Source organism: Nonomuraea sp. NPDC048826 (assembly GCF_043198225.1).
Taxonomy (GTDB): Bacteria; Actinomycetota; Actinomycetes; order Streptosporangiales; family Streptosporangiaceae; genus Nonomuraea.
The window spans coordinates 48,189-70,257 of the sequence record NZ_JBICUQ010000003.1 but is presented as its reverse complement, the minus strand read 5'-3'; the positions used below and the strand labels follow the sequence as shown (position 1 = coordinate 70,257).

Below are 22,069 nucleotides of genomic sequence, written 5' to 3'. Positions count from 1 at the left end.
GGCTCCTCTCGTCCAAGAAATAGTTGGCGAACGAGATAGATGTAACCACAAATCATCTGAGATTGAAATCGTTTGTGCGCTGATACGGTTTGCGCTATGAGTGGACAGATGGGCAGCCCGCTCCGGCGCGACCTGCATTGGCTGTCCGCCCGGCTCAAGGTCGGCCTGCAGCAGGTCGAGGACCAGATCGTCGCCCGCCACGGCATGAGCCTGTGGGGCTACTCGGTCCTGGTCGAGGTCGTGAGCGGCCCGTCACGCACCCAGCTGGCCCTGGCCGCCGCGGTGCCGGTCGACAAGACGAAGCTGGTGACGGTCCTGGACGAGCTGGAATCGTCCGGCCTGGTGCGCCGCCGGCCCGACCCGCGCGACCGGAGAGCGCGGCTGGTCGACCCGACCGACGCGGGTCGCGAAGCCTGCGAGGCTGCCGCCGCCGAGATCAGGGCGGTCGAGGACGAGCTGCTCGCCGACCTCGACGCCGGTGAGCGGGAGCGGTTCATCGACGCGCTCCAGCGGATCGTGCTGACCCGGCTGGAAGCCGTGTCCGGGCACGTGCCGGGCGGCCAGGGCTGCCCCTGACGCATCCCGGGCCCGCCGCCGGGTAGAGCGGGCCGGATGTTCGACGGATTCGCGGAGAGCCGCGTGCACACCGGTGAGGCCGAGCTGTACGTCAGGCACGGCGGCGACGGGCCGCCGCTGCTGCTCCTGCACGGTCATCCCAGGACGCACGCCACCTGGCACCGGGCCGCTCCCCTGCTCACCACCCACCACACCGTGGTCTGCCCCGATCTGCGGGGGTACGGGCGCTCCTCCAAACCGGAGACCACCCCGGACCACGAGCCGTACTCCAAACGCGCCATGGCCCGGGACCTGGTCGCCCTCATGCGGAAGCTGGGCCATGACCGGTTCGCCGTCGCCGGCCACGACCGGGGCGCCTACGTGGCGCACCGGCTGGCCGCCGACCACCCGGACGCCGTGACGCACCTCGTGGTCATGGACACGGTGCCCATCGGCGAGGCGCTGGCCCGCTGCGACGCGGTCTTCGCGGCCCGCTGGTGGCACTGGTTCTTCCTCGGCCAGATGGCCAAGCCCGCCGAACGGGTGATCAACGCCGACCCGGACGCGTGGTACGGAGGAGGCCCCGAGCAGATGGGCGAGGAGGCGTACGAGGACTACCGCCGCGCCATCCACGACCCCGCGACCGTGCACGCGATGTGCGAGGACTACCGGGCGGGGCTCGGCCCCGACCGCGCCGCCGACGACGCCGACCGGGCGGCGGGCCGCAGGATCGGCTGCCCGGTGCTGGTGCTCTGGGCGACCCGCGACGACATGGAGGAGTTGTACGGCGACCCGGTCGAAGTGTGGCGCTCATGGGCGGACGACGTGCGCGGCCACGCCGTCGAGAGCGGGCACCACCTGGCCGAGGACGCGCCCGCCGAGCTGGCGGCGAGCCTCACGACCTTCCTGAAGGAGTCAGCGGCGGGCTAAGGCGAGATAGCGGGCGAAGGCGTCTTGACCGTCGGGGGTGAACGGCCAGCGCCACACCGCCAGCCGCAGCTCGTCCTCGCTCATCCAGCCGTGCCAGGGCACCCGCTCCGGGTCGGGGCTCGGCTCCCCCGTCAGGACGGCCTCGTGCACGCCCAGCCAGTAGGACCCCGACACGCCCCGGCACAGGAACCGCAGCACCGGCCGGACCGGCACCCGCGCGCCCAGGCGCTCGGCCAGCCCGCGGGCCGCCGCCTGCTCGTAGGACTCGCCCGCGAGCACCACCCCGCCCACGGTCACGTCGTAGTAGCCGGGGAAGCGGGCGGCGCGGTCGGAACGGCGATGGACGAGGATCCGGCCCTCCTCGTCACGGCAGACGGAGGTGGCGACGCGGTGCAGCCGGCCCCGCCTGACCGCCTCGGCGCGGTCGGCCACGCCGAGCACATCGTCCTGGTCGTCGACGAGTTCCACGAGTTGGTCCACGGAGCCACGATCGCAGGCGGGTGTGACGTTTTTCAGTCCCTGACCGTGACCGGACGCTTCAGCAGCCACAACGCGGCGCGTTGCAGCAGCGTGCGGTGGATCTCGTTGTCGTAGGCGCGGGTGTCGTGACCGAGCGCGTCGTAGAAGACCCGGCCACGGCGTACGGGGCGGGCCCACATGAGCGGCTGACCGTTGGACGAGGCCAGCGGGCGCACGTCGGGGAGCAGGTCGAGGTCGCTGTAGACCTCGTCGACGACGTCGAAGTCGCGCAGCCCCTCCACGATCGGGTGGCCGCCGTGGACGCGCACGCCGGTCCAGCCGAGCGGCGGGTGGTGCGACTTCGGCCAGGACCAGCAGCCGCCCAGCACGCGGGGCCAGCCCTGCCAGTCGTCGAAGCAGATGGCCGCGGCGTGCATGCACAGCAGTCCGCCGCCCCGCTCCAGGTGGTCGAGCAGGGTCGTGCGGGCCTGGGCGGGGAGCGCGAAGCGCCACCGGTCGCGCAGGTCGGCGAACCGGTCGAGGCCCATCCGCCAGCGCAGCGCGTTGACGGTGATGAGCTGGACCTCCGGCGGCTCGCTCAGCGCGCCGGCGATGTCGTCGGTGACCTCCGATTCGACCCCCACCTCCGCCAGCACGTCGGCGAGCGCCGCCGACGTGGCGTCGAAGTCGTGGAACGGGCCTCCTGACAGGATCAGATTGCGTGCCACCAGCCAAGCTCATCACGCCTGCCCCGGCTTTTCCACCCGCACAAAAGCCACAACCAGCTCCAAAAGATCGAGTACGAAGAGTGGGGCGGACTCCCACAACCAGCTCCGACAGATTCCGTACGAAGACAGGGACGGGTCCCACAACCAGCTCCAACAGATCCCGTACGAAGACAGGGACGGGGTCCCACAAAACGACGAGAGGGGCGGGGTCCGCAGCGCCGCTCCCGCCGACGAGGGACGGCAGGGTCCCGGCTGCTTGGGCGGGTGGTGGATCGGGAAGGAGATGGGCGGGACTCGCGTTTCACCCCCCGCGGCCGCCGTGGCAGACGGACGGGCGGGCGAAGAGAGGGGCGGGGATGACCGGTACGCTGCGCGACATGACCGGGGTCGACGACTTCGAGGCGTACCGGCCGATGCTGCTCGGGCTGGCCTATCGCCTGCTGGGCAGCATGTGGGACGCCGAGGACGTGGTGCAGGACGCCTGGCTGCGCTGGTCGGCGACCGACCGGGAGGACGTCCGGGAGCCGCGGGCGTTCCTGATCACCGTGGTGTCGCGGCTGGCTCTCGACCAGTTGCGCTCCGCCCGGGTCAAGCGGGAGGCCTACGCCGGGCCGTGGCTGCCGGAGCCGGTCGAGGACGGCGACGCCGGGCCGCTGGACACGGCCGAGCTGCGTGACACGGTGTCGTTCGCGACCCTTCACATGATGGAGCGCCTGTCGCCGCCCGAGCGTGCGGTGTTCGTGCTGCGGGAGGCGTTCGAGCTGCCGTACGACCAGATCGCCGGGATCATCGGCGTGTCGGTCGCGAACGCGCGCCAGCTGCACCACCGCGCCTCGCGGAGGCTGGCCGAGGGGCGTGACCGGTTCCAGCCGTCGGCCCAGGAGCACGCCGAGCTGTTCAACCGGTTCCTGGCCGCGGCCGCCGACGGCGACCTGGACGGGCTCACCGAGCTGTTCCATGACGACGTGGTGTTCTACAGCGACGGCGGCGGCAAGGTCCGCGCGGCGCTGCGCCCCATCGTCGGCCGCGACAAGGTGCTGCGTTTCTTCACCGGGCTGTGGGAGCGCTACGAGTACGGGGGCGCGGCGATCGGCGCGGCCAACGGCCAGCCCGTGCTGTGGAGCCGGCTGGGCGAGCACCCGCAACTGCTCGCGCTGGACGTGCGCGACGGTCGCATCCACACGCTGTACGGGGTGCTGAACCCTGACAAGCTCACCCGGGTACGCGCGCCGTGGTGAGGGTCCGACCGGCTCTATAGTCCAGTCATGGATCTCGGTATCTCAGGCAAGGTCGCACTCGTCACAGGCGGCAGCGCGGGCATCGGGCTCGCCGCCGCGAAGAGCCTGGCGCGGGAAGGATGCGACGTGTGCGTCGCCGCCCGCAACCCCGAACGACTCGCCGACGCGGTGGTGGAGCTGCAGGAGTACGGCAAGGTGGTGCACGCCGTGCTCGCCGACGTCGAGGACCCGCAGGCGGCCGAGCGGGTGGTGCGCGAGACCCGCGACGTCCTCGGGCCGATCGACATCCTGGTGGCCAACGCGGGCGGGCCCCCGGCGGGCCGGTTCGTGGACGCGACGGCGGCCGACTGGGACGTCGCGGTGCAGCGCAACCTGCTTGGCAGCGTACGGCTGATGCGCGCGGTGCTGCCGGACATGCGCGCCCGCGGCTGGGGCCGGATCGTCACCGTGACGAGCAGGTCGGCCAGGGAGGCCATCGACGGGCTGGCCCTGTCGAACGCCACCCGCTCGGCCGTGGCCGGCATGGTGCGCACCCTCGCCCGCGAGGTGGGCGGTGAGGGCGTGCTGGTCAACAATGTGATGCCGGGGCCGATCGACACCGACCGGCTGCGTGACCTGTCCGGCGGCGAGGAGGGGCTGGCGGCGCGGGCCGCGGGCATTCCGGTGGGGCGCGTCGGGCGGGCCGAGGAGGTCGGCGACGTGGTGGCGTTCCTCGCCAGCGAGCGCGCCTCGTTCGTGAACGGGATTTCGCTTCTGGTGGACGGCGGCGAAAGCCGCGTCATCGCTTGACCGGGTCCGCGGGAAAGACGGCATCCTGCACTTAGGGGACGACGTGGAAGGCAGGGGCATGGACAAGCCGGTCATCGTGACGGTCGACGACGACCCGGGGGTGTCGAGGGCCGTCGCCCGCGACCTCCGGCGCCGCTACGGGCAGCACTACAGGATCGTCCGCGCCGAGGCGGCGGAGCAGGGGCTGGACGCGGTCCGGGAGATGCGGCTGCGGGGCGACGAGGTGTGCGCCATCCTCGCCGACTACCGGATGCCGCAGATGAACGGCGTGCAGTTCCTGGAGGCGGCGATGGACATGTATCCGTACGCGCGCCGGGTGCTGCTGACGGCCTACGCCGACACCGACGCCGCGATCCAGGCGATCAACGTGGTGGATCTGGATCACTATCTGCTCAAGCCGTGGGACCCTCCCGAGGAGAAGTTCTACCCGGTCATCGACGGCCAGCTCGACGCCTGGCAGCGCACCGACCGGGTGGAGGTGTCGGAGCTGCGGGTGGTGGGCGACCGCTGGTCGCAGCCGTCCTACAAGGTGCGCGACTTCCTGGCCCGCAACCACGTGCCTTACCAGTGGATGCTGGCCGAGGAACCGGAGGGCGCGCAGCTCGTCGCGGCCGCCGGGGAGGGCTGCCACCTGCCGCTGGTGGTCACCGCCGACGGGTCGATGCTGCAGGCGCCCGACCAGTCGACGCTGGCCTCGACGGTGGGCCTGTCGACCACGCCGGCCACCGACTTCTACGACCTGATCGTGGTGGGCGGCGGCCCGGCGGGGCTGGGCGCGGCCGTCTACGGCGCGTCGGAGGGCCTGCGCACGGTGCTGGTGGAGGCGCACGCCTCGGGCGGGCAGGCGGGCCAGAGCTCGCGCATCGAGAACTACCTGGGCTTCCCCGACGGGGTGTCCGGGCAGCAGCTCGCCGACCGGGCGCGGCGGCAGGCGCTGAAGTTCGGCGCCGAGCTGCTGAGCGCGCGCAAGGTGACCCACCTGGAGCCGCGCGGCCAGGCGCGGGTGGTCGGCTTCAAGGACGGCGGCGAGATCGCCGCGCACGCGGTCATCCTGGCCACCGGGGTCACCTACCGCCGCCTGGACGCGCCCGGCCTGGACGACCTCGTGGGCCGGGGCGTCTACTACGGGGCCGCGCTGACGGAGGCGCCGTCCTGCCGCGATCAGGACGTCTACATCGTGGGCGCGGCCAACTCGGCCGGTCAGGCGGCCGTCTACCTGGCGGGATTCGCCAAGACCGTGCACGTGTTGGTGAGGAGTGACGGTTTGGAGAAGTCCATGTCGCACTACCTCATCGAGCAGATCCACGCGATCCCGAACATCGAGGTCCACCTGGAGACCCGGGTCGCCGGCGGCAAGGGCGACGGCCACCTGCAGCATCTGACGCTGTCGACCAAGGGCGAGGAGCGGGTGGTCGACGCCCAGTGGCTGTTCGTGTTCATCGGCGCGGAGCCGTACACCACGTGGCTGGAGGACACGGTCGAGCGCGACGCGAAGGGGTTCGTGCTCACCGGCCCCGACCTGGTGCAGGGCGGGAAGCGGCCGCGCAACTGGACGCTGCGCCGCCAGCCCTACTACCTGGAGACGAACGTGCCGGGAGTGCTCGCGGCCGGTGACGTGCGCGCCGAGTCGATCAAGAGGGTGGCCTCCGCCGTCGGGGAGGGCGCGATGGCCGTCGCGCTCGTACACCGCTATTTGGAGAAGCAGTGAACGACACGAGCACCGTCGACATCGACGAACTGCGCAAGCTCTTCCTGTTCGAGCGGCTGACCGACGAGCAGCTCACCAAGCTGGCCACCAGCGGCCGGATGGCGACCTTCGGGCAGGACGAGGACGTCGTCCGCCAGGGCGAGCCCGCCGACTGCTTCGTGGTGCTGATGGAGGGCGAGGTGCAGATGATCTCCGAGACCGTCAGCGCCGGCACCGTCGCCATGCCGCGCACCTCGCAGCCCGGCGTGTACGGCGGCGCCACCTCGGCCTACATGGGCGCGCGGGCGCCGCAGACCTACCAGCACACGCTGCGGGCCACCGCCCCGTCGCGCATGTTCGTGCTTCCGGCCAGGAAGTTCGCCTACATCGTGGCCGAGTGGTTCCCGATGGCGATGCACCTGCTCGACGGGATGCAGTCGGGCGGGCGCCTGCAGCGGGAGATGATCGACAGGCGGCAGCGGCTGACCGCGCTCGGCACGATCACCGCCGGGCTCACCCACGAGCTGAACAACCCGGCGGCGGCCGCGGTGCGCGCGGTGGGCGAGCTGCGCTCGCTGGTCAGGTCGTCGCGGGTGGAGCTGGCCATGCTCGCCGAGAACGGCATCCCGCCCGAGCGGCTGCGCGCGCTGATCGACATGCAGGAGTCGTGCATGGAGGCGGTCGGCAAGCTGCCTCCGCGCACCCCGCTGGAGATCTCCGACGCCGAGGACGAGCTGGGCGACGCGCTGGACGCGCTCGGCGTCGAGGACGCCTGGGACCTCGCCCCCGCCCTGGTGAACGCCGGGTTCGGCAGCGAGCACCTGGACAAGGTGCGGCGCAAGGTGGGCGAGGAGCACGCCCCGGCGGCACTGCGCTGGCTGTCGGAGGCGGTGGAGATCTCGCAGATGCTCAACGAGGTCACCGAGGCCACCGAGCGGATCACCACGCTGATCCGCTCGGCCAAGGAGTACTCCCAGATGGACCGGGCCCCGTTCCAGGTGCTCGACCTGCACGACCTGCTCGACAGCACGATCGCCATCTTCCGCGGCAAGCTGCCGCCGGGCATCACCGTGGTCACCGACTACGACCGCACGCTGCCGCCGGTGCCCTGCTACGGCGGCGAGCTCAACCAGGTGTGGACCAACCTCATGCACAACGCCATCGACGCCATGGGCGAGGAGGGCACGCTGACCATCCGCACCGCCCACGACGAGGACGAGGCGATCGTGGAGATCGGCGACACCGGCCACGGCGTGCCGGAGGAGATCAAGGAGCGGATCTTCGAGCCGTTCTTCACCACCAAGTCCGTCGGCGAGGGCACCGGGCTAGGGCTCGACATCTCGTACCGGATCGTGGCCGGGCGGCACGGCGGCGAGATCAAGGTGCGCTCGGAGCCCGGGGAGACGTGGTTCGAGGTGCGGCTGCCGCTGCGCGAGGCTACCGAGGGTCGGTCACCATCCGCATGAGCCGGGGCACGATCTGGTCGGCGGCCACGCGGAAGCCGTCGTGCTCCCATTCGTTGGTCACCCACACGCGCAGGTTGCCGACCCGCGCCGCGGACTCCAGCGAGAGCCCGGCGTCGACGTACATGTCGTCGTGATAGACGACGGCGGCGACCGGCACGTCGTTGGCGGCCAGCCGGTCGGGGTCGTACAACGGCGGCCAGTCGTCCGCGGCGGCGAGCAGCTCGGCGGCGCCCTTGAACGGGCGCAGCGAGCGGATCGCGTCGAACATCCACGGATAGACCATCTCGCCGGTGAACATGCCGAACGTGCCGAAGTCGTCGGGGAACAGCCGTTCGGCCGACCACCGGGTGGCGGTGCCCTGCGAGTAGATGGGCTCGTGCAGCACGGCGTAGAGCGGGTTGCCGACGAACCCGGTCTCCGTCATGACCTCGTACAGGAACGGGTCGGCGAGCCGGTCGCCGTGCCAGGCCTCGGTGAGCTGCCAGTGGAGGCGTTCGGAGCCGTCGCCCATGCCGAGCTTCATGCCGAGCGTACGGAAGCGCTCGACGGTGAGGCGGTCGCCGTCGGGCAGCAGCACCTCCTCGCCGGCGAGATGCTCGGCGATGCGCCGGGCCGCGGTCTCGTCCTCCGGGTAGCGCAGGTAGTGGCGGCGGACCTTGGCGCGGACCCGCTCGTAGGTGCGGGCGTAGACGTCGTCGGCGGTGGCGTCGAGGCCCGGCAGGCCGCCGGTTATGTGGCAGGCCCGGAGTCCTTCGGGCGCCTGGGAGAGGTAGGCGAGGGTGACGAAGCCGCCGTAGCTCTGCCCCCACGTCTCCCACTTGTCGACGCCGAGCGCCTTCCTGATGTGCTCGCAGTCGGCGACGATCGCGTCGGCCCGGAAGTGGCGAAGGTAGGCGGCCAGTTCCTCGTCGGTGCCGACGGCCGAGACCGGGGTGCTGCGGCCGGTGCCGCGCTGGTCCAGCAGGAGCACCCGGTGGGTGCGCAGCAGGGGCCGCCAGTGGCCGGGTCCGGTGGGCCGGGGCGACTTGCCGCCGGGGCCGCCCTGCAGGAACAGCGCCCACGGCAGGTCTCCGGTCACGGCCGGGTCGCGGATCTCGCGGGCGAACACCTGGATCGTCCGCCCGCCGGGGTCGGCGTGGTCGAGAGGGACGGTGAACACGTGGTCGGCGACCGTGATGCCGGGCATGGTGACTTTCACGCTCAGCACCCTAAGGGCGCGACCCCCGGCGCCCGTACCTCCCCAGAAAGGAACCCCATGTCGATCGACGAGTGGTCCCGGCAGGCGCTGCCCGCCATGCTGGACGACATCAAGGCCCTGGTCGAACTGGAGACCCACAGCCACGACAAGCCGGCGCTGGCCCGCGGGCTGACCGCGCTGCGCGAGCTGACCGCCGAGCGGCTCGGCCCGCCCGCCGGCGAGACGCTGCACGCGGGCGGGCCGTACGGGGACGTGCTGGAGCTGCGGTACGCGGGCACCGCGCCGGGCGAGGTGCTGCTGCTGGGCCACTACGACACGGTGTGGCCGGCGGGCACGCTGGCCGACTGGCCGTTCGCGATCGAGGACGGCACGATGACCGGGCCCGGCGTGTTCGACATGAAGACGGGGCTGGTGCAGGCGATCTGGGCGGTGCGCGGGCTGCGCGGGCTCGGGCTGCCGCATCCGGGCGTGCGGTTCCTGTTCAACGGTGACGAGGAGATCGGCAGCCTGGCGTCGCGGCCGCACATCGAGGCGGTCAGCGAGGGTTGCCTGGCCACCTTGGTGTTCGAGGCGTCGCTGCGCGGCGCGCTGAAGACGTCGCGCAAGGGCGTGGGGCTGTTCGACGTGACGGTGACCGGCGTGGAGGCGCACGCCGGGCTGGACCCGGCGGCAGGCGCGAGCGCCGTCCACGCACTGGCCGGGATCGTCTCGCGGATCGTCGCGGCGGGCGCGCCGGAGCGGGGCACGACCGTGAACGTCGGCCTGATCAGCGGCGGCACCGGCCGCAACGTGGCCGCGGGCCTGGCGACGTGCGGCGTCGACGTGCGGGTGAGCGACTTCGCGGAGATGGCCAGGATCGACGAGGTGTTCGCCGGGCTGCGGGCCGACGACCCGCGCGTGACGGTGTCGGTGTCCGGCGGCTGGAACCGGCCGCCGATGACGCCGAACCCGGCGTCGCGGCGCCTGTTCAAGGAGGCCCAGGCGGTCGCCGCCGGGCAGGGCTGGACGCTGGAGGAGGCGGCGGTGGGCGGCGCCAGTGACGGCAACTTCGTCTCCGCGCTGGGCAGGCCGGTCCTCGACGGCATCGGCGCAGTCGGCGACGGCGCGCACGCCCGGCACGAGCACGTGCTGGTCGGCCACATCCCCGAGCGCACCGCGCTGACCGTCGGGCTGATCTCGGCGCTGGGGTGAGACGGGGCCGCCCGCCGGGACGCGGCGGGCGGCCCTCCCCTCAGTCGCGGCGCTCGCCGAGCAGCACCGGCAGGGTCCTGGTGCTGTTGCCCAGCACCGACCCGAGCGGCCGGGTGCCGGCGTCCGGCGCGGCGAGCCGCATGTCCGGGTAGGCCGCGAACAACCTGGCCAGCGCGATCTCGCCCTCCAGCCGGGCCAGCGGCGCCCCCAGGCAGAAGTGCCGGCCGTGCCCGAACGACAGGTGGCCCGGCTGCGCCGCCACCGCGTCGAACCGGCAGGCCCGCTCCCCGTAGCGCTCCGGGTCGCGGCCGGCCGAGGCGAAGCAGGCGACCACCGCCTCGCCCTTGCGCACCCGTACCCCGTCGATCTCCAGGTCGCGGACCGCGTACCGCATCGGGAAGTGGGCGATCGGCGAGTCCCAGCGCATGGTCTCCTCGACCACGGCGCTCCACGACAGCTCGCCCGAGAGCGCGAGGGCGAGCTGGCCCGGCTCGCGGAGCAGGGCGCGGGCGCCGTTGGTGAGCAGGTTGACGGTCGTGACGTGGCCGGCGATGAACACCAGCTCGACCGTGTCCAGCAGTTCCTTGCCCGTCAGGTCGCCCTCCTGGACCAGGGCGCTGATCAGGCCGGGCCCCGGCGTGCGGCGCAGGCCCTCGACGATCTCGGTGAGGAGCCCGTACAGGACCTTCCTGGCCTCGCTGACGTCCACCGGCGAGTCGCCGACGCCGGCGGCGACGTCGGTCAGCTCGTTCACCCGGGGCCGCATGGCGGGCGGGATGCCCATCAGCTCGGTGATGACGTCCCGCGGAATCGGGTAGGCGAAGTGCTCGCGCAGGTCCACCGGCCCAGGCGGCAGCGTGGCCAGGTGGTCCACCCGCTCGGCGGCGAGCATGGCCACCCACGGCCGCAGTTCCTCGACGCGGCGGGCGTTGAAGACGCGGGCCAGCGGGCCGCGCAGCCGCCGGTGCGCCTCGCCCTCGGCGTTCAGCATCGACGTGTCGAAGGTGATCCGGCGCACCGCGGTGCCGTCGCGGACGGTGGCCCGCCCGCTCGGGTCCCAGTGGCTGATGTCCCTGGACAGGTCCGGGTGGGCGAGCACGGCGGCCACGGTCGCGTGCCGGGTGGCGGCCCAGGCGCGCACGCCCTCCATCTCCACCCGGACCAGCGGCCCGAGCTCGCGCAGCTTCTCGCAGTCGGCGTGCACGTCCAGGGTGGCGGGGTCCAGGACGAACCGGACGTCCGTCTCGGCGGTCATCTCGGTGTCCACGGCTCAGCCCACCCGTTCCGGCGACGCGGCCAGCGTGGCCGCGTCCAGCCACGGCTGACGCCCCAGGTAGAGGTCGCGGACCAGCTCGCCGGCGGCGGGCGCGTTGCACAGGCCGTGTCCGGAGAACCCGGCCGCGTACAGGAACGCGGGCGGCCCCGGCCGGTGGCCGATGAAAGCGGTCTTGTCCGGGCTGGCGTCCCGCGCGCCGGTGACCGCCGTGTGCAGGCGGATCCCGCTCAGGCTCGGGTACGTGACCGCGAGCTGCTCGGCGACCCCGGCGCGCCAGGCGGCCCTGTCGTGGTCCGGGTAGCCCATGCCGATGAGCAGCCGGTCGCCGCGCAGCCGCACCAGCAGCCGGCTGGCGGCGTCCAGCGTGACCGGCAGCTCCGGCAGCGCCTCCAGCGGGTCGGTGACGAGCAGCTCCTGCACGACCGGCTCGGGCAGCGGCAGCTGCACCCCCGCCGACCTGGCCAGCGGCGCCGACCAGGCCCCGGCGGCGCACACCACGGCGTCGGCCGTGATCGCGCCGTGCGGCGTCTCGACCCGCCCGTCGTGGATCGCCAGCGCCGGGCATCCGGTGCGCAACCGCGCCCCGGCCCGCCTGGCGCCGTCCGCGTAGCCCTGCACGATGGCCGCGGTGTCCGACACGTACGCCTGCGGCGACCAGGCGGCGGCCAGCAGCGGCAGGTCGCCGCCGATCAGCGGGTTGAGCCGCCTGGCCCGGCGGGCGTCGATCAGCTCGATCTCCACCCCGGCGGCCCGCTGGGCGGGCAGGTCGGCCTCGAACTCCGCCACCTGGTCCGCCTCGGTGAACAGCACCAGGTAGCCGACCTGGCGCATCGGCAGGGCCGAGCCGGGCCGCCGGGCGAAGTCGTGGTAGGCGTCCAGGCTGCGCACGGCCAGCGCCGAGCTGACCGGGTCGCCGGCGAAGTAGGCGCGCAGCACGTCGGCCGTGGCCCGCGAGGCGCCGGAGCCGAGCGTGCCGCGCTCCAGCAGCACGGTGCCGACCCCGGCCTCGGCCAGGTGGTAGGCGATGGACAGGCCGATCACCCCGCCGCCGACGACCACGACCCGGCCGCTCATTCGAGCGCTCCCTTGCGGCGCAGCTGGTCGCCGAGCTGCCACGGGAAGAGCTGCAGGTTCCAGCCGCCCATGCAGTTGACGTACAGCGCCAGGTGCGCCATGAGCGCGGCGAAGTCGTCGCGGCTGCTGATCCGGTCCAGCCCGTCGAGCGCCCTCTCGGTGAACTCGTGGAGCTTGCCGAGCCCGCAGTAGCCGAGGAATTCGGCAGGTGTGGCGGCCAGCAGGCGCGCCATGTGGCGCAGCGACTCCAGCGGCATGTCCTCGTACGCGGCCCGCACCAGCCCGGCGAAACAGGCGTAGCCGAGCGGCCGGGTCTCCCCGTTGATGAACACCAGCGTGGTGAGCACGGTCTCGAAGCTGCCGGCGCCGGACGGGATGCGGCCCTCGTGCACGGCGGCCAGGTCCGCCGGCGGGCGCAGCCAGATGCGCTCGGTCTCGGCGTGCACCTCGCCGATCAGCGCGTCGATCTCCGGGTCGGCCACGCTCAGCCGCGGCAGGCTGTGGCCACCGGCCTCGCCCGCGCGGCGGACCTCGGCGATGATCGGCTTCTTGGTCCTGTAGAGCGACTCCCAGACCGCGTTCCCGCTCTCGACCAGGGTGTCCAGATGCTCCGGCAGCACCTGCCCGATGGGCGCGGCGGGCATCGGCTCGGTCAGCTCACCGTACTTGATGCCGAGGTGCTGCAGCCGGGAGGCGAACAGCGTGCCGTCGGGCGCCTCGCGACGGTCCACGGTGTGCGTGCCCCGCTTGTGCAGCAGGGCGTGGACCGGGGCGACGTGGTAGAGGTGATGGCCCGCCACCAGGGCATGCCCCTGCAGGCTTCGGTACGGGAGCGCGTCCCAGAGGCTCTGGGCCAGGGCGGCGTTCCGTTCGTCCAGTTCGGCGATCACGGCGGTGCCCAGTGCGGGCCAGCCGATTTCTACTCGTCTAGTCACAATTTGTGACACTATCAACACGATGGGTGATAGTGGTTGGCGGGGCCCTGCCGCGGCGGACGTGACAACCGCGACCTCCGGTGAGACGGTCGAATCCGGATCGGCCGTCGTCGTCGGGGGGTTCGGAGTGGTCCCTGGTTACCGTGACGTACGCCAGCTGGGAAGCGGGCGCACCGGCCGGGTCTTCCTGGCCACGTACCAGGAGACCGGCGCGTACGTCGCGATCAAGTACCTCAACGCGACCCTGCGCAGGGACGACGACTTCATGACCCGCTACCGGCAGGACGCCGTCGAGCTGGTGGAGATCGACCATCCGCACGTCGTCAGGGTGCACGAGTACGTCGAGACGCCCCGGCGGGCCGCGGTCGTGATGGAGCTGGTCGACGGGGTGTCGCTCCGCGAGATCCTGCGGGAGAACGTCCGGGTGAGCCCGGAGGCGGCGCTCGTGGCGGCCAGGAGCGCGCTAGAGGCGCTGGCGGCGGCGCACGAGCGCGGCGTGGCCCATCGCGACGTGCGGCCGGAGAACCTGCTGGTCCAGGCCGACGGCACGGCGAAGCTGACCGACTTCGGCATCGTGACGCACGTCGAGGAGCCGGACGTGCCCGCGGGCAGCCCGCCGTACATGGCCCCCGAGCTGTGGACGCGCGGCGACGCCGGCCCGCTGGCCGACCTGTACGCGGTGGCGTGCCTGCTGTTCGAGGCCGTCAGGGGGCGGGCGCCGTACCGCGGCGAGGACGTGCCGGTCCTGCGCGACCAGCACCTGGTGGAGCCGGTGCCGCTGGAGGTGGTGCCGGACGCGCTGCGCGGGCTGCTCCGGCGCGGGCTGGCCAAGGCCCCGGCTCTCCGGTACGCGTCCGCGCGTGAGTTCCTGGCCGAGCTGGAGCGCGACGCGGCGGCGGGCTACGGGCCGGAGTGGGAGCAGCGGGGCCGCCGCCATCTCGCCGAGCCGGCGACCGCGCTCGCGCTCCGCTTCCCGCTGGCCAGGACCGAGCGGGACCCCATCCCCAGGCCCGCCGCGACCGCCAGGCCGCTGCCCGCGGTGCCGCCGTACCTGTGGCTGGCGGTGGCGACCGTGGTGGCGGTGGCGATCTCGCTGCTGGCGTCCGGCGGGACGTTACCCCCGGGGCCGGCCACCGCGCTGATGCCCCCCGACACGCCGACCGCGGAGGAACCTGCGGACACCGCTCCGCCCGCCACCGAGGAACCGTCCACCGCCGGCCCCGAGCCGGACCGGAGCGCCTCCGCACCGCCCGGCGAAAGCCGCCGCCCCACCGCCTCACCGGAGTCGTCCCGGCGCCCCCGCCCCGATCCGACGGTCTCCGACCGTCCCACCGCCTCCAGGACGTCCGCGCCGCCCCGCGGGCCCGCCACCGTGACCGGGGTCGCCATCCTGTCCTGGAACGGCTCCACCGGCTCCGTCCGGGTCACCACCGGCGGCACCGGAGCCGTCCGGCTGCGGCTGTCGTACCTGCGGCGGGAGGACGGCGGCGTGTCGCGCGAGGTGGCCGCCGAGAGCCGCACCCTGTCCGGCCGCACCGCGTACACCAGCCAGGCCGTCCGCGACCTCGGCCAGGTGGCGTGCGGGCGGCGCGCCCATCTGACCCTGGTGGCGATGACGGAGCCCGCGGCGGCGAACGGGCCGCAGATCAGCGAGGCGACGGTCGACGGCCCCGCCTGCGCCTCCCCCTCCCAGCCCACCCCGGAGCAGACCCCTTCGCCCGACGGCCAGGCGGCCCTCGGGGTCAGTACTCCTTGGGGAACCAGTCCGGGGTGATGAACAGGCCCGCGGCCTCCACGGCGACGGTGCCGTCGGGGAGCGTGATGCGGCCTTCGGCCCAGGACTTGCGCCCTTCCGAACGGGTGTATTCGGCCGTGGCCACGACGGGGACGCCGAAGGGGACGGGAGCCCGATAGGTCATGGTGAGCGAGGCCGTCAGGCCGCCCCGCCCGCTGGTGCCGACGGCCTCGCCCAGCAGGTGGTCCAGCACCAGCGCGCTGACCCCGCCGTGCACGAACCCCGGCGGGCCCTCGTGCAGCGGACGGAAGACGTGCTCGGCGCGGACCCCGCCGCCGGGCGGGTACTCGATCGTCATCGGGGGCGCGAACGGGTTGGCCGCGCCGACGACGGCGTTGCCCAGGAACCACCGCGGGTCGCCGACCTGCGCGGGAGGCTGCCGGGTGGCGTCGAGGCGGGCGGTGAGCGCGCGCAGCTCCTCGGTGACGGCGGCCAGCTCGGCGTCGTCCGCCCCGCTCGCGAGCACGGAGTCCATCAGCTCGCGGGTCTGCGCGGCCAGGGCGAGCAGCGCCGCGTGGGTGGATGCGGACGTGGCCTCGAGCGTCATGCCGGAAATCTTACCGAATCTCATTCGGTATCCCGCGGAACGCTCCACGAGAGATCCGTCACCCTCCGCAAGGTCACGGTAGCGTAACGAAGTAGTCACGCCAAAGACCTAGATCTTTTTCGATTAAATCCTCTTTGGCACGTTCTTTACGGAAGACTGCTGACCTGCCGGTTCAAGGACGAGGATGACCTACGATCCTTTGACGCAGGCTTGACCTGGCGATTCGTCACGGTAACCTCCTGCATCACGGAAGACTACTGGTCTCCGGTTTCGCCACGAGTGTCCCGTTGTACCCCGGGCTGCTCTGACGACACCGGTCTCTCTTGGAAGGATTGGCCCCGAGACTTCCATGACCCCTGAGATGCGGAAGTTCATCGAGCTTCTCGAGAGCCAGCTCGGCTACTCGGAGAAGTCCGGTGCGTACACCAAGTTCGGTCACTGGTACGGCGAGAACATCGAGTTCGACGCCGACTACAGCTCCGCCCCCTGGTGCGACATGTTCCTGGGCTGGGCGGCGACCAAGCTCGGGTACGAGGAGTGGATGGGCCAGTTCGCCTGGACGGTCGCGCACGCCAAGTGGTTCAAGAAGCAGGACGCGTGGGGCACCAAGCCGGAGCCCGGCGCGTTCGTCTTCTTCGACTGGAGCGGCTCCGACAGCATCGGCCGCATCGACCACATCGGCGTGGTCACCAAGGTCGAGGGCGGCCGCATCCACACCATCGAGGGCAACATCGACGGCGGCGTGGCCAAGCGCAAGGAACGTGACACCAGCAAGGTCGTCGGCTACGGGTACCCGTGGAAGATCAAGGAGCGGCTGGACGCCGAGGCGGCCCAGAAGGCGGCCGACGAGGCCGCGGCCGTGCAGGCCAGGACCGGGGTTGGCACGGTCCCTCAGGGCGACGGGCTCGCCACCCTGGTCCCGCACGTCGAACTGGACGAGCAGCCGAAGGCCCCGCAGTCGAGCCGCCCCGGCAAGGACCAGCGGAAGAAGGACGAGACCCCGGCGAAGACCGAGAAGTCCGACACCGCGCAGAAGGCGGAGCAGGCCCCCGAGTCCGGCACCGCGGGCTCCGGCGAGTCGCCCGCCCCGAAGACCGGCAAGCACGCCAAGCCCACCACCGCCGACACCAGCGCCGTCACGACGGGCCCGCTGCCCGTCATCACGGACGTCGCCGCCACCGGCCCGTCCCTCACCGTGGACTCCCCCGCGCTGCTGACCTCCGCGCTGGTGGCCGCCCTCGCGGTGCTGGCGGTGGCCAAGGCCAAGACCCTGCGGCTGCGGCCGGCCATGGCCGGTGCGGCGGCCGCGCAGGACGACGCGCCGCGTTCCCACCGCCGTCGCAAGCCCCGCAAGCAGGCCCGCACCACGTCCACCCGGCCGCTGCAGCAGCCGATGGAGCTGGAGGCGCCCCGGGCGATGCCCGAAGGTCCTGAGCCGGTCACCGCTCTGCGGTCGCTGCGCCCGCACTTCCCGTTCGAGCCCGTCGTCATCCCGGAGGCGACCAGCCCGTTCGACGCCTTCTCCCGCCCGGTCCCGGCTCTCCCCGAACCGGAGCGGCCGGTCTCCCTCGTCTGGGAGGACGACGGCGACACCCGCAGGCTCCTCACCGACACGGGCCCGATCGAGATCCCCCGCGAGCCGGGGCTGTACGAACTGCCCAACCCGTACAGCGGGTTCCACCTGCTCGGCGGCGCGTCCGGGCCGTTCCCGATCCGTGAGGAGCCGGTCCTGCCGCGCGCTCCGCACGCGACCTCCGCCGGCACCCGCCCCGCCCGCAGGCACGACCACCCGGCCCCGCACGGCCACGCCGAGGAGCGCTTCCCCGCGGACGCGCCACTCCGCGGCCGCCGTCACCGCAAGAGCGTGGACGTCCAGCGCCTCGAACCCTTCACCCCGGACGCCCCCCTGCGCGGCCGCCGCCACCGCACGGCGCACGAAACCGGCCGCATCACCGCGCACGAGCCGACCGGCCGAGCCCACCCCCACGACCCTGTCCTGGTCGGCGCCGGCCACGACCCGGCCCTGGGCGGCGCCTCCCGCGAGCCGGCCCTGGTCGGCGCCGGCCACGACCCGGCCCTCGTCAGCGCCTCCCGCGAGCCTGTCCTGGTCGGCGCCTCCCGCGCCGCCGACCGCCCGTCCCCGCCCCGCGGCGACGTCGGAGGCCGCCGAGGCCGCCACCGCGCCTGACCCGCCCGCTCAGCCCTCCCCCTCCCGCAGCCACCCCTCCAGCGCCGCGGCCCCCGCCCCGGGGAACCGCAGCCCCTTGGCGAGCTGCCACACCACCGCCTGCAGCCCCCGAGCCCGCCGGAACACCTCCAGCCCCGGATCGCCCGGATCCGCCCCGTACGCGACCACAGCCGCCCGCCCGTCCACCCGGCCGGCGTCCCGCAGGACGGCCAGATCCCATCCGGCGGGCGCGAGCATGCACTCCTCGAAGTCGTTCCAGAGCAGCCCGCCCGCGGTGGCGAGCAGATTGCCCGCATGCGCGTCGCCGTGCACCACCCGCAGCCCCGCCCGCGGCAGGTCGCCGGCCAGCCGTGCGTGCGCCGCGCGCAACCGCCCCAGCGCTTCCCCCGGCACGACGCCCTCCAGCACGTTCAGCAGACGCGCCGTCTCGTCGAGCACAGGCCCGTAGACGGGCAGCTCCACCAGGTACCCCCCCAACGCCTCGTGCAGCCCCACCAGCGCACTCCCACCTCGCCCGGAGTCATCACGCGCTCCGGGTCGTGCGCCACGTACCCGAGAAAGGACACCGCCCGGCCCGCCGGCCACCTCTTCGCTGGGCGGCACGACGGGGAAGCCGCGGCCGGCCAGGAAGGACACGACGTCGAGTTCCCGCCGCAGCGCCTCCTCGGGCCGTGCCCGGCCCAGCCGCGTGACGGTGGGCACGCGCGCCACCACCGGGGCCGGCCGCAGGTGGACGAGGACGTTGTACGAGTCCCGCAGCACCACCGGCTCCGCCACCCGCAGTCCCCACTCCCGGGCCACGGCGACGGCGACTCGAACGGCGGTCGGGGTATCGATCATCGCTCCATACTTCCGCTCACCCGTACAAACCACTATTCTAAAGAACGTTGGAATTTGAGAGGAGACCCCCATGTCGTACCCCCAAGCGCGCTACCTGGGCGAGACCGGCGAGGCCACCGGCCGGATCCGGCCCGCGACGCAGGGCCCTGACCTGGTGATCGGCAAGGACCCCGGGACCCGGGTCCACTACCTCGGCACCGGCGAGTCCACCAACGGCGCGTTCGGCCTGTACCGGTGGGAGATGGGACCCCGGCCGGGCGGCGCTACTCCGCACTTCCACCGCACCATGACCGAGTCCTTCTACGTGCTGTCCGGGGCCGTGCGCCTCTACAACGGCAAGGAGTGGGTCCAGGGCACCACCGGCGACTTCCTGTTCGTCCCCGAGGGCGGCGTGCACGGGTTCAGGAACGAGTCGGGCGAACCCGCGTCCCTGCTGATCCTGTTCACCCCCGGCGCGCCCCGCGAGGGATACTTCGAGGCGCTGGCCGACATCGCCGCCAACGAGCGGGAGCTCAGCCCCGAGGAGTGGACCGAGCTCTACAGCCGCCACGACCAGTACATGGTGTGATGTTCCCGGAAGAGCCCGTCTACCAGCAGCTCGCCCGCATCGGCAAGGCGCTGGCCAGCCCGGTGCGGCTGCGCCTGCTCGACGTGCTGGACCAGAGCGAGCGCACGGTCGAGGAGCTGGCCCGGGAGGCGGGCATCCCGCTGAAGAACACCTCGGCCCAGCTCCAGCAGCTCCGCGCGGCCCAGCTGGTCACCGCCAGGAAGGAAGGCACCCGGGTCTACTACCGGCTGGCGGACGAACGGGTGTCGCGGTTCCTCGGCGCGTTCCAGGGGTTCGCCCAGGAGCGGCTGGCCGACCTGCGCGACGCCGTGACCGAGCTGCTCGGCTCGTACGAGACGGTGTCGGCGGACGAGCTGGCCGCCAGGCTGGCGGATCCGGGGACGCTCGTGCTCGACGTGCGCTCGCCCGACGCCTTCGCGGACGGCCACGTGCCGGGCGCGGTGTCGGTGCCGCTGCGCGAGCTGGAGGAACGCCTCGGCGAGCTGTCCGGCGGCAAGGAGATCATCGCCTACTGCGGAGGCCCCTACTGCGTGGTGTCGCCTCGGGCCGTGGAGCTGCTGCGCGAGCACGGGTTCCGGGCCCGGCCGCTGGAGGGCGGGCTGACCGCGTGGCGGCGCTCGGGACGTACGGTGCGAGGACTTTAGTCCCACCCGCTACCGCCCTTGTGCCCGGCCCATTCCCGACAGGCGGCGATACGGTGAGGGTCGGGCGATGGAGGTGGTGACGGAGTGACCTGGTGGGCCGTGGTGCGGTTCCTGCACGTGCTGTCGGCGGCGCTGTGGGTGGGCGGGCAGCTCACGGTCTCGCTCGTGGTGCTGCCGCTGGCCCGCCGCCTGCTGGACGAGGAGCGGCGCGCCCAGGTGATGAACGCGGTCGGCCGGCGGTTCGGCATGTTCACCGGCGCGGTGTTCCTGCCCCTGCAGATCGGCACCGGCGTGGCCATCGCCTGGCACAAGGGCGTCACCTGGGAGTCACTGACCGAGCCCGGCTACGGCCGCATCCTGGTCGCCAAGCTGGTGTTGTTCGCCGCGGTCATGGCGACGGCGGCGCTGCACGGCTGGGCCAGCAGCGCCGGGCGGCGCGGCTTCGCCCGTGCCATGGCGGTGGCCTCGCTGGTCGGATCCGTCGGCGTGATCCTCCTGGCCACCGCCCTGCCCGCGACCTGATGCCTCAGATCAGGCCCAGCGCCAGCATCGCGTCCGCCACCCGGCGGAACCCGTCGATGTTCGCGCCGGCCACGTAGTTGCCCGGCATCCCGTACTCGTCGGCCGTCTCCAGACAGCGGGCGTGGATGTCGCCCATGATCTCCTGCAGCCGGTGCTCGGTGGAGTCGAAGCTCCACGAGTCGCGGCTGGCGTTCTGCTGCATCTCCAGCGCGCTGGTGGCCACGCCGCCCGCGTTCGCCGCCTTGCCGGGGCCGAACGCGACGCCCGCCTCCAGGAACACCTTGATGCCTTCGGGCGTGGTCGGCATGTTCGCGCCCTCGCCCACCGCGACGCAGCCGTTCGCGACCATGGTGGCGGCGTCGCGGCCGGTGATCTCGTTCTGCGTCGCCGACGGCATCGCCACCTCGCACGGCACGTCCCAGACGCTGGCGCCCGGCACGAACGTCGCGTGCGGGCCGCGGCGCGCCGCGTACGCGTCCATCCGGCCGCGCTCCACCTGCTTGATCTGCTTGAGCAGGTCGAGGTCGATGCCCTTCTCGTCAACCACGTACCCGGAGGAGTCGGAGCAGGCCACCACCACGCCGCCGAGCTGCTCGACCTTCTCGATCGAGTAGACGGCCACGTTGCCCGACCCGGACACCACGACCCGCTTGCCGTCGAACGACGTGCCGCGCGCCTTGAGCATCTCGTCCACGAAGAACGCGCACCCGTAGCCGGTGGCCTCGGTCCGGACCCGCGCTCCCCCGTACGCGAGGCCCTTGCCCGTGATCACGCCGGACTCGTAGCGGTTGGTGATGCGCTTGTACTGGCCGAACAGGTAGCCGATCTCCCGGCCGCCGACGCCGATGTCGCCGGCGGGCACGTCGGTGTACTCGCCGATGTGCCGGTAGAGCTCGTTCATGAAGCTTTGGCAGAACCGCATCACCTCACGGTCCGAGCGCCCCTTGGGGTCGAAGTCGGAGCCGCCCTTGCCACCGCCGATGGGCAGGCCGGTGAGGCTGTTCTTGAAGATCTGCTCGAACCCGAGGAACTTCACGATGCCCAGGTAGACCGACGGATGGAAGCGCAGCCCACCCTTGTACGGGCCGAGCGCGCTGTTGAACTCGACCCGGAAGCCGCGGGCGATGTGCACCTCACCGCGGTCGTCCTCCCAGGGCACGCGGAAGATGATCTGCCGCTCGGGCTCGCAGATGCGCTCGATGATCTTCGACTCGGCATACTCGGGGTGTTTGCCGAGAACCGGGCCGATGCTCTCCAGCACCTCCCGCACCGCCTGGTGGAACTCGATCTCCCCAGGGTTGCGACGCAGGACGTTGTCATAGATCGACGACAGCTTCTCGTGCAACACGGATTCTCCAACTCGTTCGTCATACGCGTCCTCACCATACGAGGACGCTGACTGTGAGCTTCACCCACCCCCGCACCTGACCTGCGCCTAC

Annotated in this window: 21 protein-coding genes; 12 read left to right on the top strand and 9 right to left on the bottom strand. The window is 72.6% G+C overall.

Translation table 11 applies throughout. The annotated features are described in order from the left end of the window. Positions 1 to 96 precede the first annotated feature (96 nt). Both ACGFI7_RS10880 and ACGFI7_RS10875 read left to right on the top strand, forming a co-directional pair. The gene (locus ACGFI7_RS10880; protein ID WP_393402068.1) at positions 97 to 576 is read left to right on the top strand and encodes a MarR family winged helix-turn-helix transcriptional regulator; all 480 of its coding nucleotides are present in this window, start codon (positions 97 to 99) and stop codon (positions 574 to 576) included. A gap of 36 nt (positions 577 to 612) precedes the next feature. Then, positions 613 to 1,485: an alpha/beta fold hydrolase gene (locus ACGFI7_RS10875; protein ID WP_393402065.1), complete on the top strand. Its 873-nt coding sequence runs from the start codon at positions 613 to 615 to the stop codon at positions 1,483 to 1,485. Here ACGFI7_RS10875 and ACGFI7_RS10870 read toward each other — a convergent pair. Further along, positions 1,471 to 1,965 (bottom strand): NUDIX hydrolase, encoded by a 495-nt coding sequence (locus ACGFI7_RS10870; protein ID WP_393402063.1) that lies wholly within the window; start codon positions 1,963 to 1,965, stop codon positions 1,471 to 1,473. The genes ACGFI7_RS10875 and ACGFI7_RS10870 overlap by 15 nt on opposite strands. 32 nt (positions 1,966 to 1,997) lie before the next feature. Continuing rightward, positions 1,998 to 2,672, bottom strand: a complete 675-nt coding sequence (locus ACGFI7_RS10865) for a ThuA domain-containing protein (protein ID WP_393402060.1) — start codon at positions 2,670 to 2,672, stop codon at positions 1,998 to 2,000. Positions 2,673 to 3,028: 356 nt separating this feature from the next. Here ACGFI7_RS10865 and sigJ point away from each other — a divergent pair, with 356 nt between their 5' ends. Genes sigJ through ACGFI7_RS10845 form a run of 4 tightly spaced genes read left to right on the top strand, consistent with a single transcriptional unit; the run spans position 3,029 to position 7,852 of the window. Beyond that, the gene (gene sigJ, locus ACGFI7_RS10860) at positions 3,029 to 3,910 is read left to right on the top strand and encodes an RNA polymerase sigma factor SigJ (RefSeq protein ID WP_393402058.1); all 882 of its coding nucleotides are present in this window, start codon (positions 3,029 to 3,031) and stop codon (positions 3,908 to 3,910) included. 27 nt (positions 3,911 to 3,937) lie between these two features. Next, positions 3,938 to 4,699, top strand: a complete 762-nt coding sequence (locus ACGFI7_RS10855; RefSeq protein WP_393402055.1) for an SDR family NAD(P)-dependent oxidoreductase — start codon at positions 3,938 to 3,940, stop codon at positions 4,697 to 4,699. A gap of 58 nt (positions 4,700 to 4,757) precedes the next feature. After that, the gene (locus ACGFI7_RS10850) at positions 4,758 to 6,407 is read left to right on the top strand and encodes an FAD-dependent oxidoreductase (RefSeq protein WP_393402052.1); all 1,650 of its coding nucleotides are present in this window, start codon (positions 4,758 to 4,760) and stop codon (positions 6,405 to 6,407) included. Then, positions 6,404 to 7,852, top strand: a complete 1,449-nt coding sequence (locus ACGFI7_RS10845; protein WP_393402049.1) for an ATP-binding protein — start codon at positions 6,404 to 6,406, stop codon at positions 7,850 to 7,852. Before ACGFI7_RS10850 ends, ACGFI7_RS10845 begins: the two co-directional genes overlap by 4 nt. Here ACGFI7_RS10845 and ACGFI7_RS10840 read toward each other — a convergent pair. Next, on the bottom strand, positions 7,824 to 9,050 hold the full coding sequence (locus ACGFI7_RS10840; RefSeq protein ID WP_393402047.1) for an alpha/beta fold hydrolase: 1,227 nt from the start codon (positions 9,048 to 9,050) through the stop codon (positions 7,824 to 7,826). The two genes, ACGFI7_RS10845 and ACGFI7_RS10840, sit on opposite strands and share 29 nt — an antisense overlap. Before the next feature lie 57 nt (positions 9,051 to 9,107). On the opposite strand from ACGFI7_RS10840, the gene ACGFI7_RS10835 reads away from it, so the two are divergent. Then, a complete protein-coding gene (locus ACGFI7_RS10835; RefSeq protein WP_393402045.1) occupies positions 9,108 to 10,241 on the top strand; it encodes a M20 family metallopeptidase in 1,134 nt (377 codons plus the stop codon). A 40-nt stretch (positions 10,242 to 10,281) separates the two neighbouring features. On the opposite strand, the gene ACGFI7_RS10830 is transcribed toward ACGFI7_RS10835, so the two are convergent. From ACGFI7_RS10830 to ACGFI7_RS10820, 3 genes are read right to left on the bottom strand one after another with little or no spacing between them, the layout of a single operon-like run. Beyond that, positions 10,282 to 11,508 (bottom strand): cytochrome P450, encoded by a 1,227-nt coding sequence (locus ACGFI7_RS10830; RefSeq protein WP_393402043.1) that lies wholly within the window; start codon positions 11,506 to 11,508, stop codon positions 10,282 to 10,284. A gap of 3 nt (positions 11,509 to 11,511) precedes the next feature. Continuing rightward, on the bottom strand, positions 11,512 to 12,591 hold the full coding sequence (locus ACGFI7_RS10825; protein WP_393402041.1) for an NAD(P)/FAD-dependent oxidoreductase: 1,080 nt from the start codon (positions 12,589 to 12,591) through the stop codon (positions 11,512 to 11,514). After that, positions 12,588 to 13,526 (bottom strand): hypothetical protein, encoded by a 939-nt coding sequence (locus tag ACGFI7_RS10820; protein WP_393402039.1) that lies wholly within the window; start codon positions 13,524 to 13,526, stop codon positions 12,588 to 12,590. The genes ACGFI7_RS10825 and ACGFI7_RS10820 overlap by 4 nt, the downstream gene beginning before the upstream one ends. Before the next feature lie 22 nt (positions 13,527 to 13,548). Here ACGFI7_RS10820 and ACGFI7_RS10815 point away from each other — a divergent pair, with 22 nt between their 5' ends. Beyond that, entirely contained in the window at positions 13,549 to 15,300 is a 1,752-nt protein-coding gene (locus tag ACGFI7_RS10815) for a protein kinase (RefSeq protein ID WP_393402037.1), read from the top strand. Here the strand turns inward: ACGFI7_RS10815 and ACGFI7_RS10810 are convergent. Further along, positions 15,269 to 15,868, bottom strand: coding sequence for a PaaI family thioesterase (locus ACGFI7_RS10810; RefSeq protein WP_393402034.1), 600 nt, complete (start codon positions 15,866 to 15,868; stop codon positions 15,269 to 15,271). The genes ACGFI7_RS10815 and ACGFI7_RS10810 overlap by 32 nt on opposite strands. 361 nt (positions 15,869 to 16,229) lie before the next feature. Here ACGFI7_RS10810 and ACGFI7_RS10805 point away from each other — a divergent pair, with 361 nt between their 5' ends. Beyond that, positions 16,230 to 18,056 (top strand): CHAP domain-containing protein, encoded by a 1,827-nt coding sequence (locus tag ACGFI7_RS10805; protein ID WP_393402032.1) that lies wholly within the window; start codon positions 16,230 to 16,232, stop codon positions 18,054 to 18,056. A 9-nt stretch (positions 18,057 to 18,065) separates the two neighbouring features. Here ACGFI7_RS10805 and ACGFI7_RS10800 read toward each other — a convergent pair whose 3' ends face one another. Then, complete coding sequence (locus ACGFI7_RS10800; RefSeq protein ID WP_393402030.1) at positions 18,066 to 18,896, bottom strand: aminoglycoside phosphotransferase family protein; 831 nt, start codon at positions 18,894 to 18,896, stop codon at positions 18,066 to 18,068. Positions 18,897 to 18,966: 70 nt separating this feature from the next. Between ACGFI7_RS10800 and ACGFI7_RS10795 the strand changes: the two genes are divergently transcribed. The 3 genes from ACGFI7_RS10795 (at position 18,967) to ACGFI7_RS10785 (ending at position 20,630) form a co-directional block, all read left to right on the top strand. Next, the gene (locus ACGFI7_RS10795; RefSeq protein ID WP_393402028.1) at positions 18,967 to 19,464 is read left to right on the top strand and encodes a cupin domain-containing protein; all 498 of its coding nucleotides are present in this window, start codon (positions 18,967 to 18,969) and stop codon (positions 19,462 to 19,464) included. Next, the gene (locus ACGFI7_RS10790; RefSeq protein WP_393402026.1) at positions 19,464 to 20,108 is read left to right on the top strand and encodes an ArsR/SmtB family transcription factor; all 645 of its coding nucleotides are present in this window, start codon (positions 19,464 to 19,466) and stop codon (positions 20,106 to 20,108) included. Before ACGFI7_RS10795 ends, ACGFI7_RS10790 begins: the two co-directional genes overlap by 1 nt. Positions 20,109 to 20,192: 84 nt before the next feature. Then, positions 20,193 to 20,630 (top strand): hypothetical protein, encoded by a 438-nt coding sequence (locus tag ACGFI7_RS10785; RefSeq protein WP_393402024.1) that lies wholly within the window; start codon positions 20,193 to 20,195, stop codon positions 20,628 to 20,630. A 4-nt stretch (positions 20,631 to 20,634) separates the two neighbouring features. Here the strand turns inward: ACGFI7_RS10785 and gdhA are convergent, their stop codons facing one another. Then, a complete protein-coding gene (gene gdhA, locus ACGFI7_RS10780) occupies positions 20,635 to 21,978 on the bottom strand; it encodes an NADP-specific glutamate dehydrogenase (RefSeq protein ID WP_393402022.1) in 1,344 nt (447 codons plus the stop codon). Between the last annotated feature and the right edge of the window lie 91 nt (positions 21,979 to 22,069).

Coding starts and splice junctions, on each gene's coding strand:
- ACGFI7_RS10880 (WP_393402068.1), top strand. CDS start 97: ATGAGTGGACAGATGGGCAGCCCGCTCCGGCGCGACCTGCATTGGCTG.
- ACGFI7_RS10875 (WP_393402065.1), top strand. CDS start 613: ATGTTCGACGGATTCGCGGAGAGCCGCGTGCACACCGGTGAGGCCGAG.
- sigJ (WP_393402058.1), top strand. CDS start 3,029: ATGACCGGTACGCTGCGCGACATGACCGGGGTCGACGACTTCGAGGCG.
- ACGFI7_RS10855 (WP_393402055.1), top strand. CDS start 3,938: ATGGATCTCGGTATCTCAGGCAAGGTCGCACTCGTCACAGGCGGCAGC.
- ACGFI7_RS10850 (WP_393402052.1), top strand. CDS start 4,758: ATGGACAAGCCGGTCATCGTGACGGTCGACGACGACCCGGGGGTGTCG.
- ACGFI7_RS10835 (WP_393402045.1), top strand. CDS start 9,108: ATGTCGATCGACGAGTGGTCCCGGCAGGCGCTGCCCGCCATGCTGGAC.
- ACGFI7_RS10825 (WP_393402041.1), bottom strand. CDS start 12,591: ATGAGCGGCCGGGTCGTGGTCGTCGGCGGCGGGGTGATCGGCCTGTCC.
- ACGFI7_RS10815 (WP_393402037.1), top strand. CDS start 13,549: ATGGGTGATAGTGGTTGGCGGGGCCCTGCCGCGGCGGACGTGACAACC.
- ACGFI7_RS10810 (WP_393402034.1), bottom strand. CDS start 15,868: ATGACGCTCGAGGCCACGTCCGCATCCACCCACGCGGCGCTGCTCGCC.
- ACGFI7_RS10805 (WP_393402032.1), top strand. CDS start 16,230: ATGCGGAAGTTCATCGAGCTTCTCGAGAGCCAGCTCGGCTACTCGGAG.
- ACGFI7_RS10800 (WP_393402030.1), bottom strand. CDS start 18,896: ATGATCGATACCCCGACCGCCGTTCGAGTCGCCGTCGCCGTGGCCCGG.
- ACGFI7_RS10795 (WP_393402028.1), top strand. CDS start 18,967: ATGTCGTACCCCCAAGCGCGCTACCTGGGCGAGACCGGCGAGGCCACC.
- ACGFI7_RS10790 (WP_393402026.1), top strand. CDS start 19,464: ATGTTCCCGGAAGAGCCCGTCTACCAGCAGCTCGCCCGCATCGGCAAG.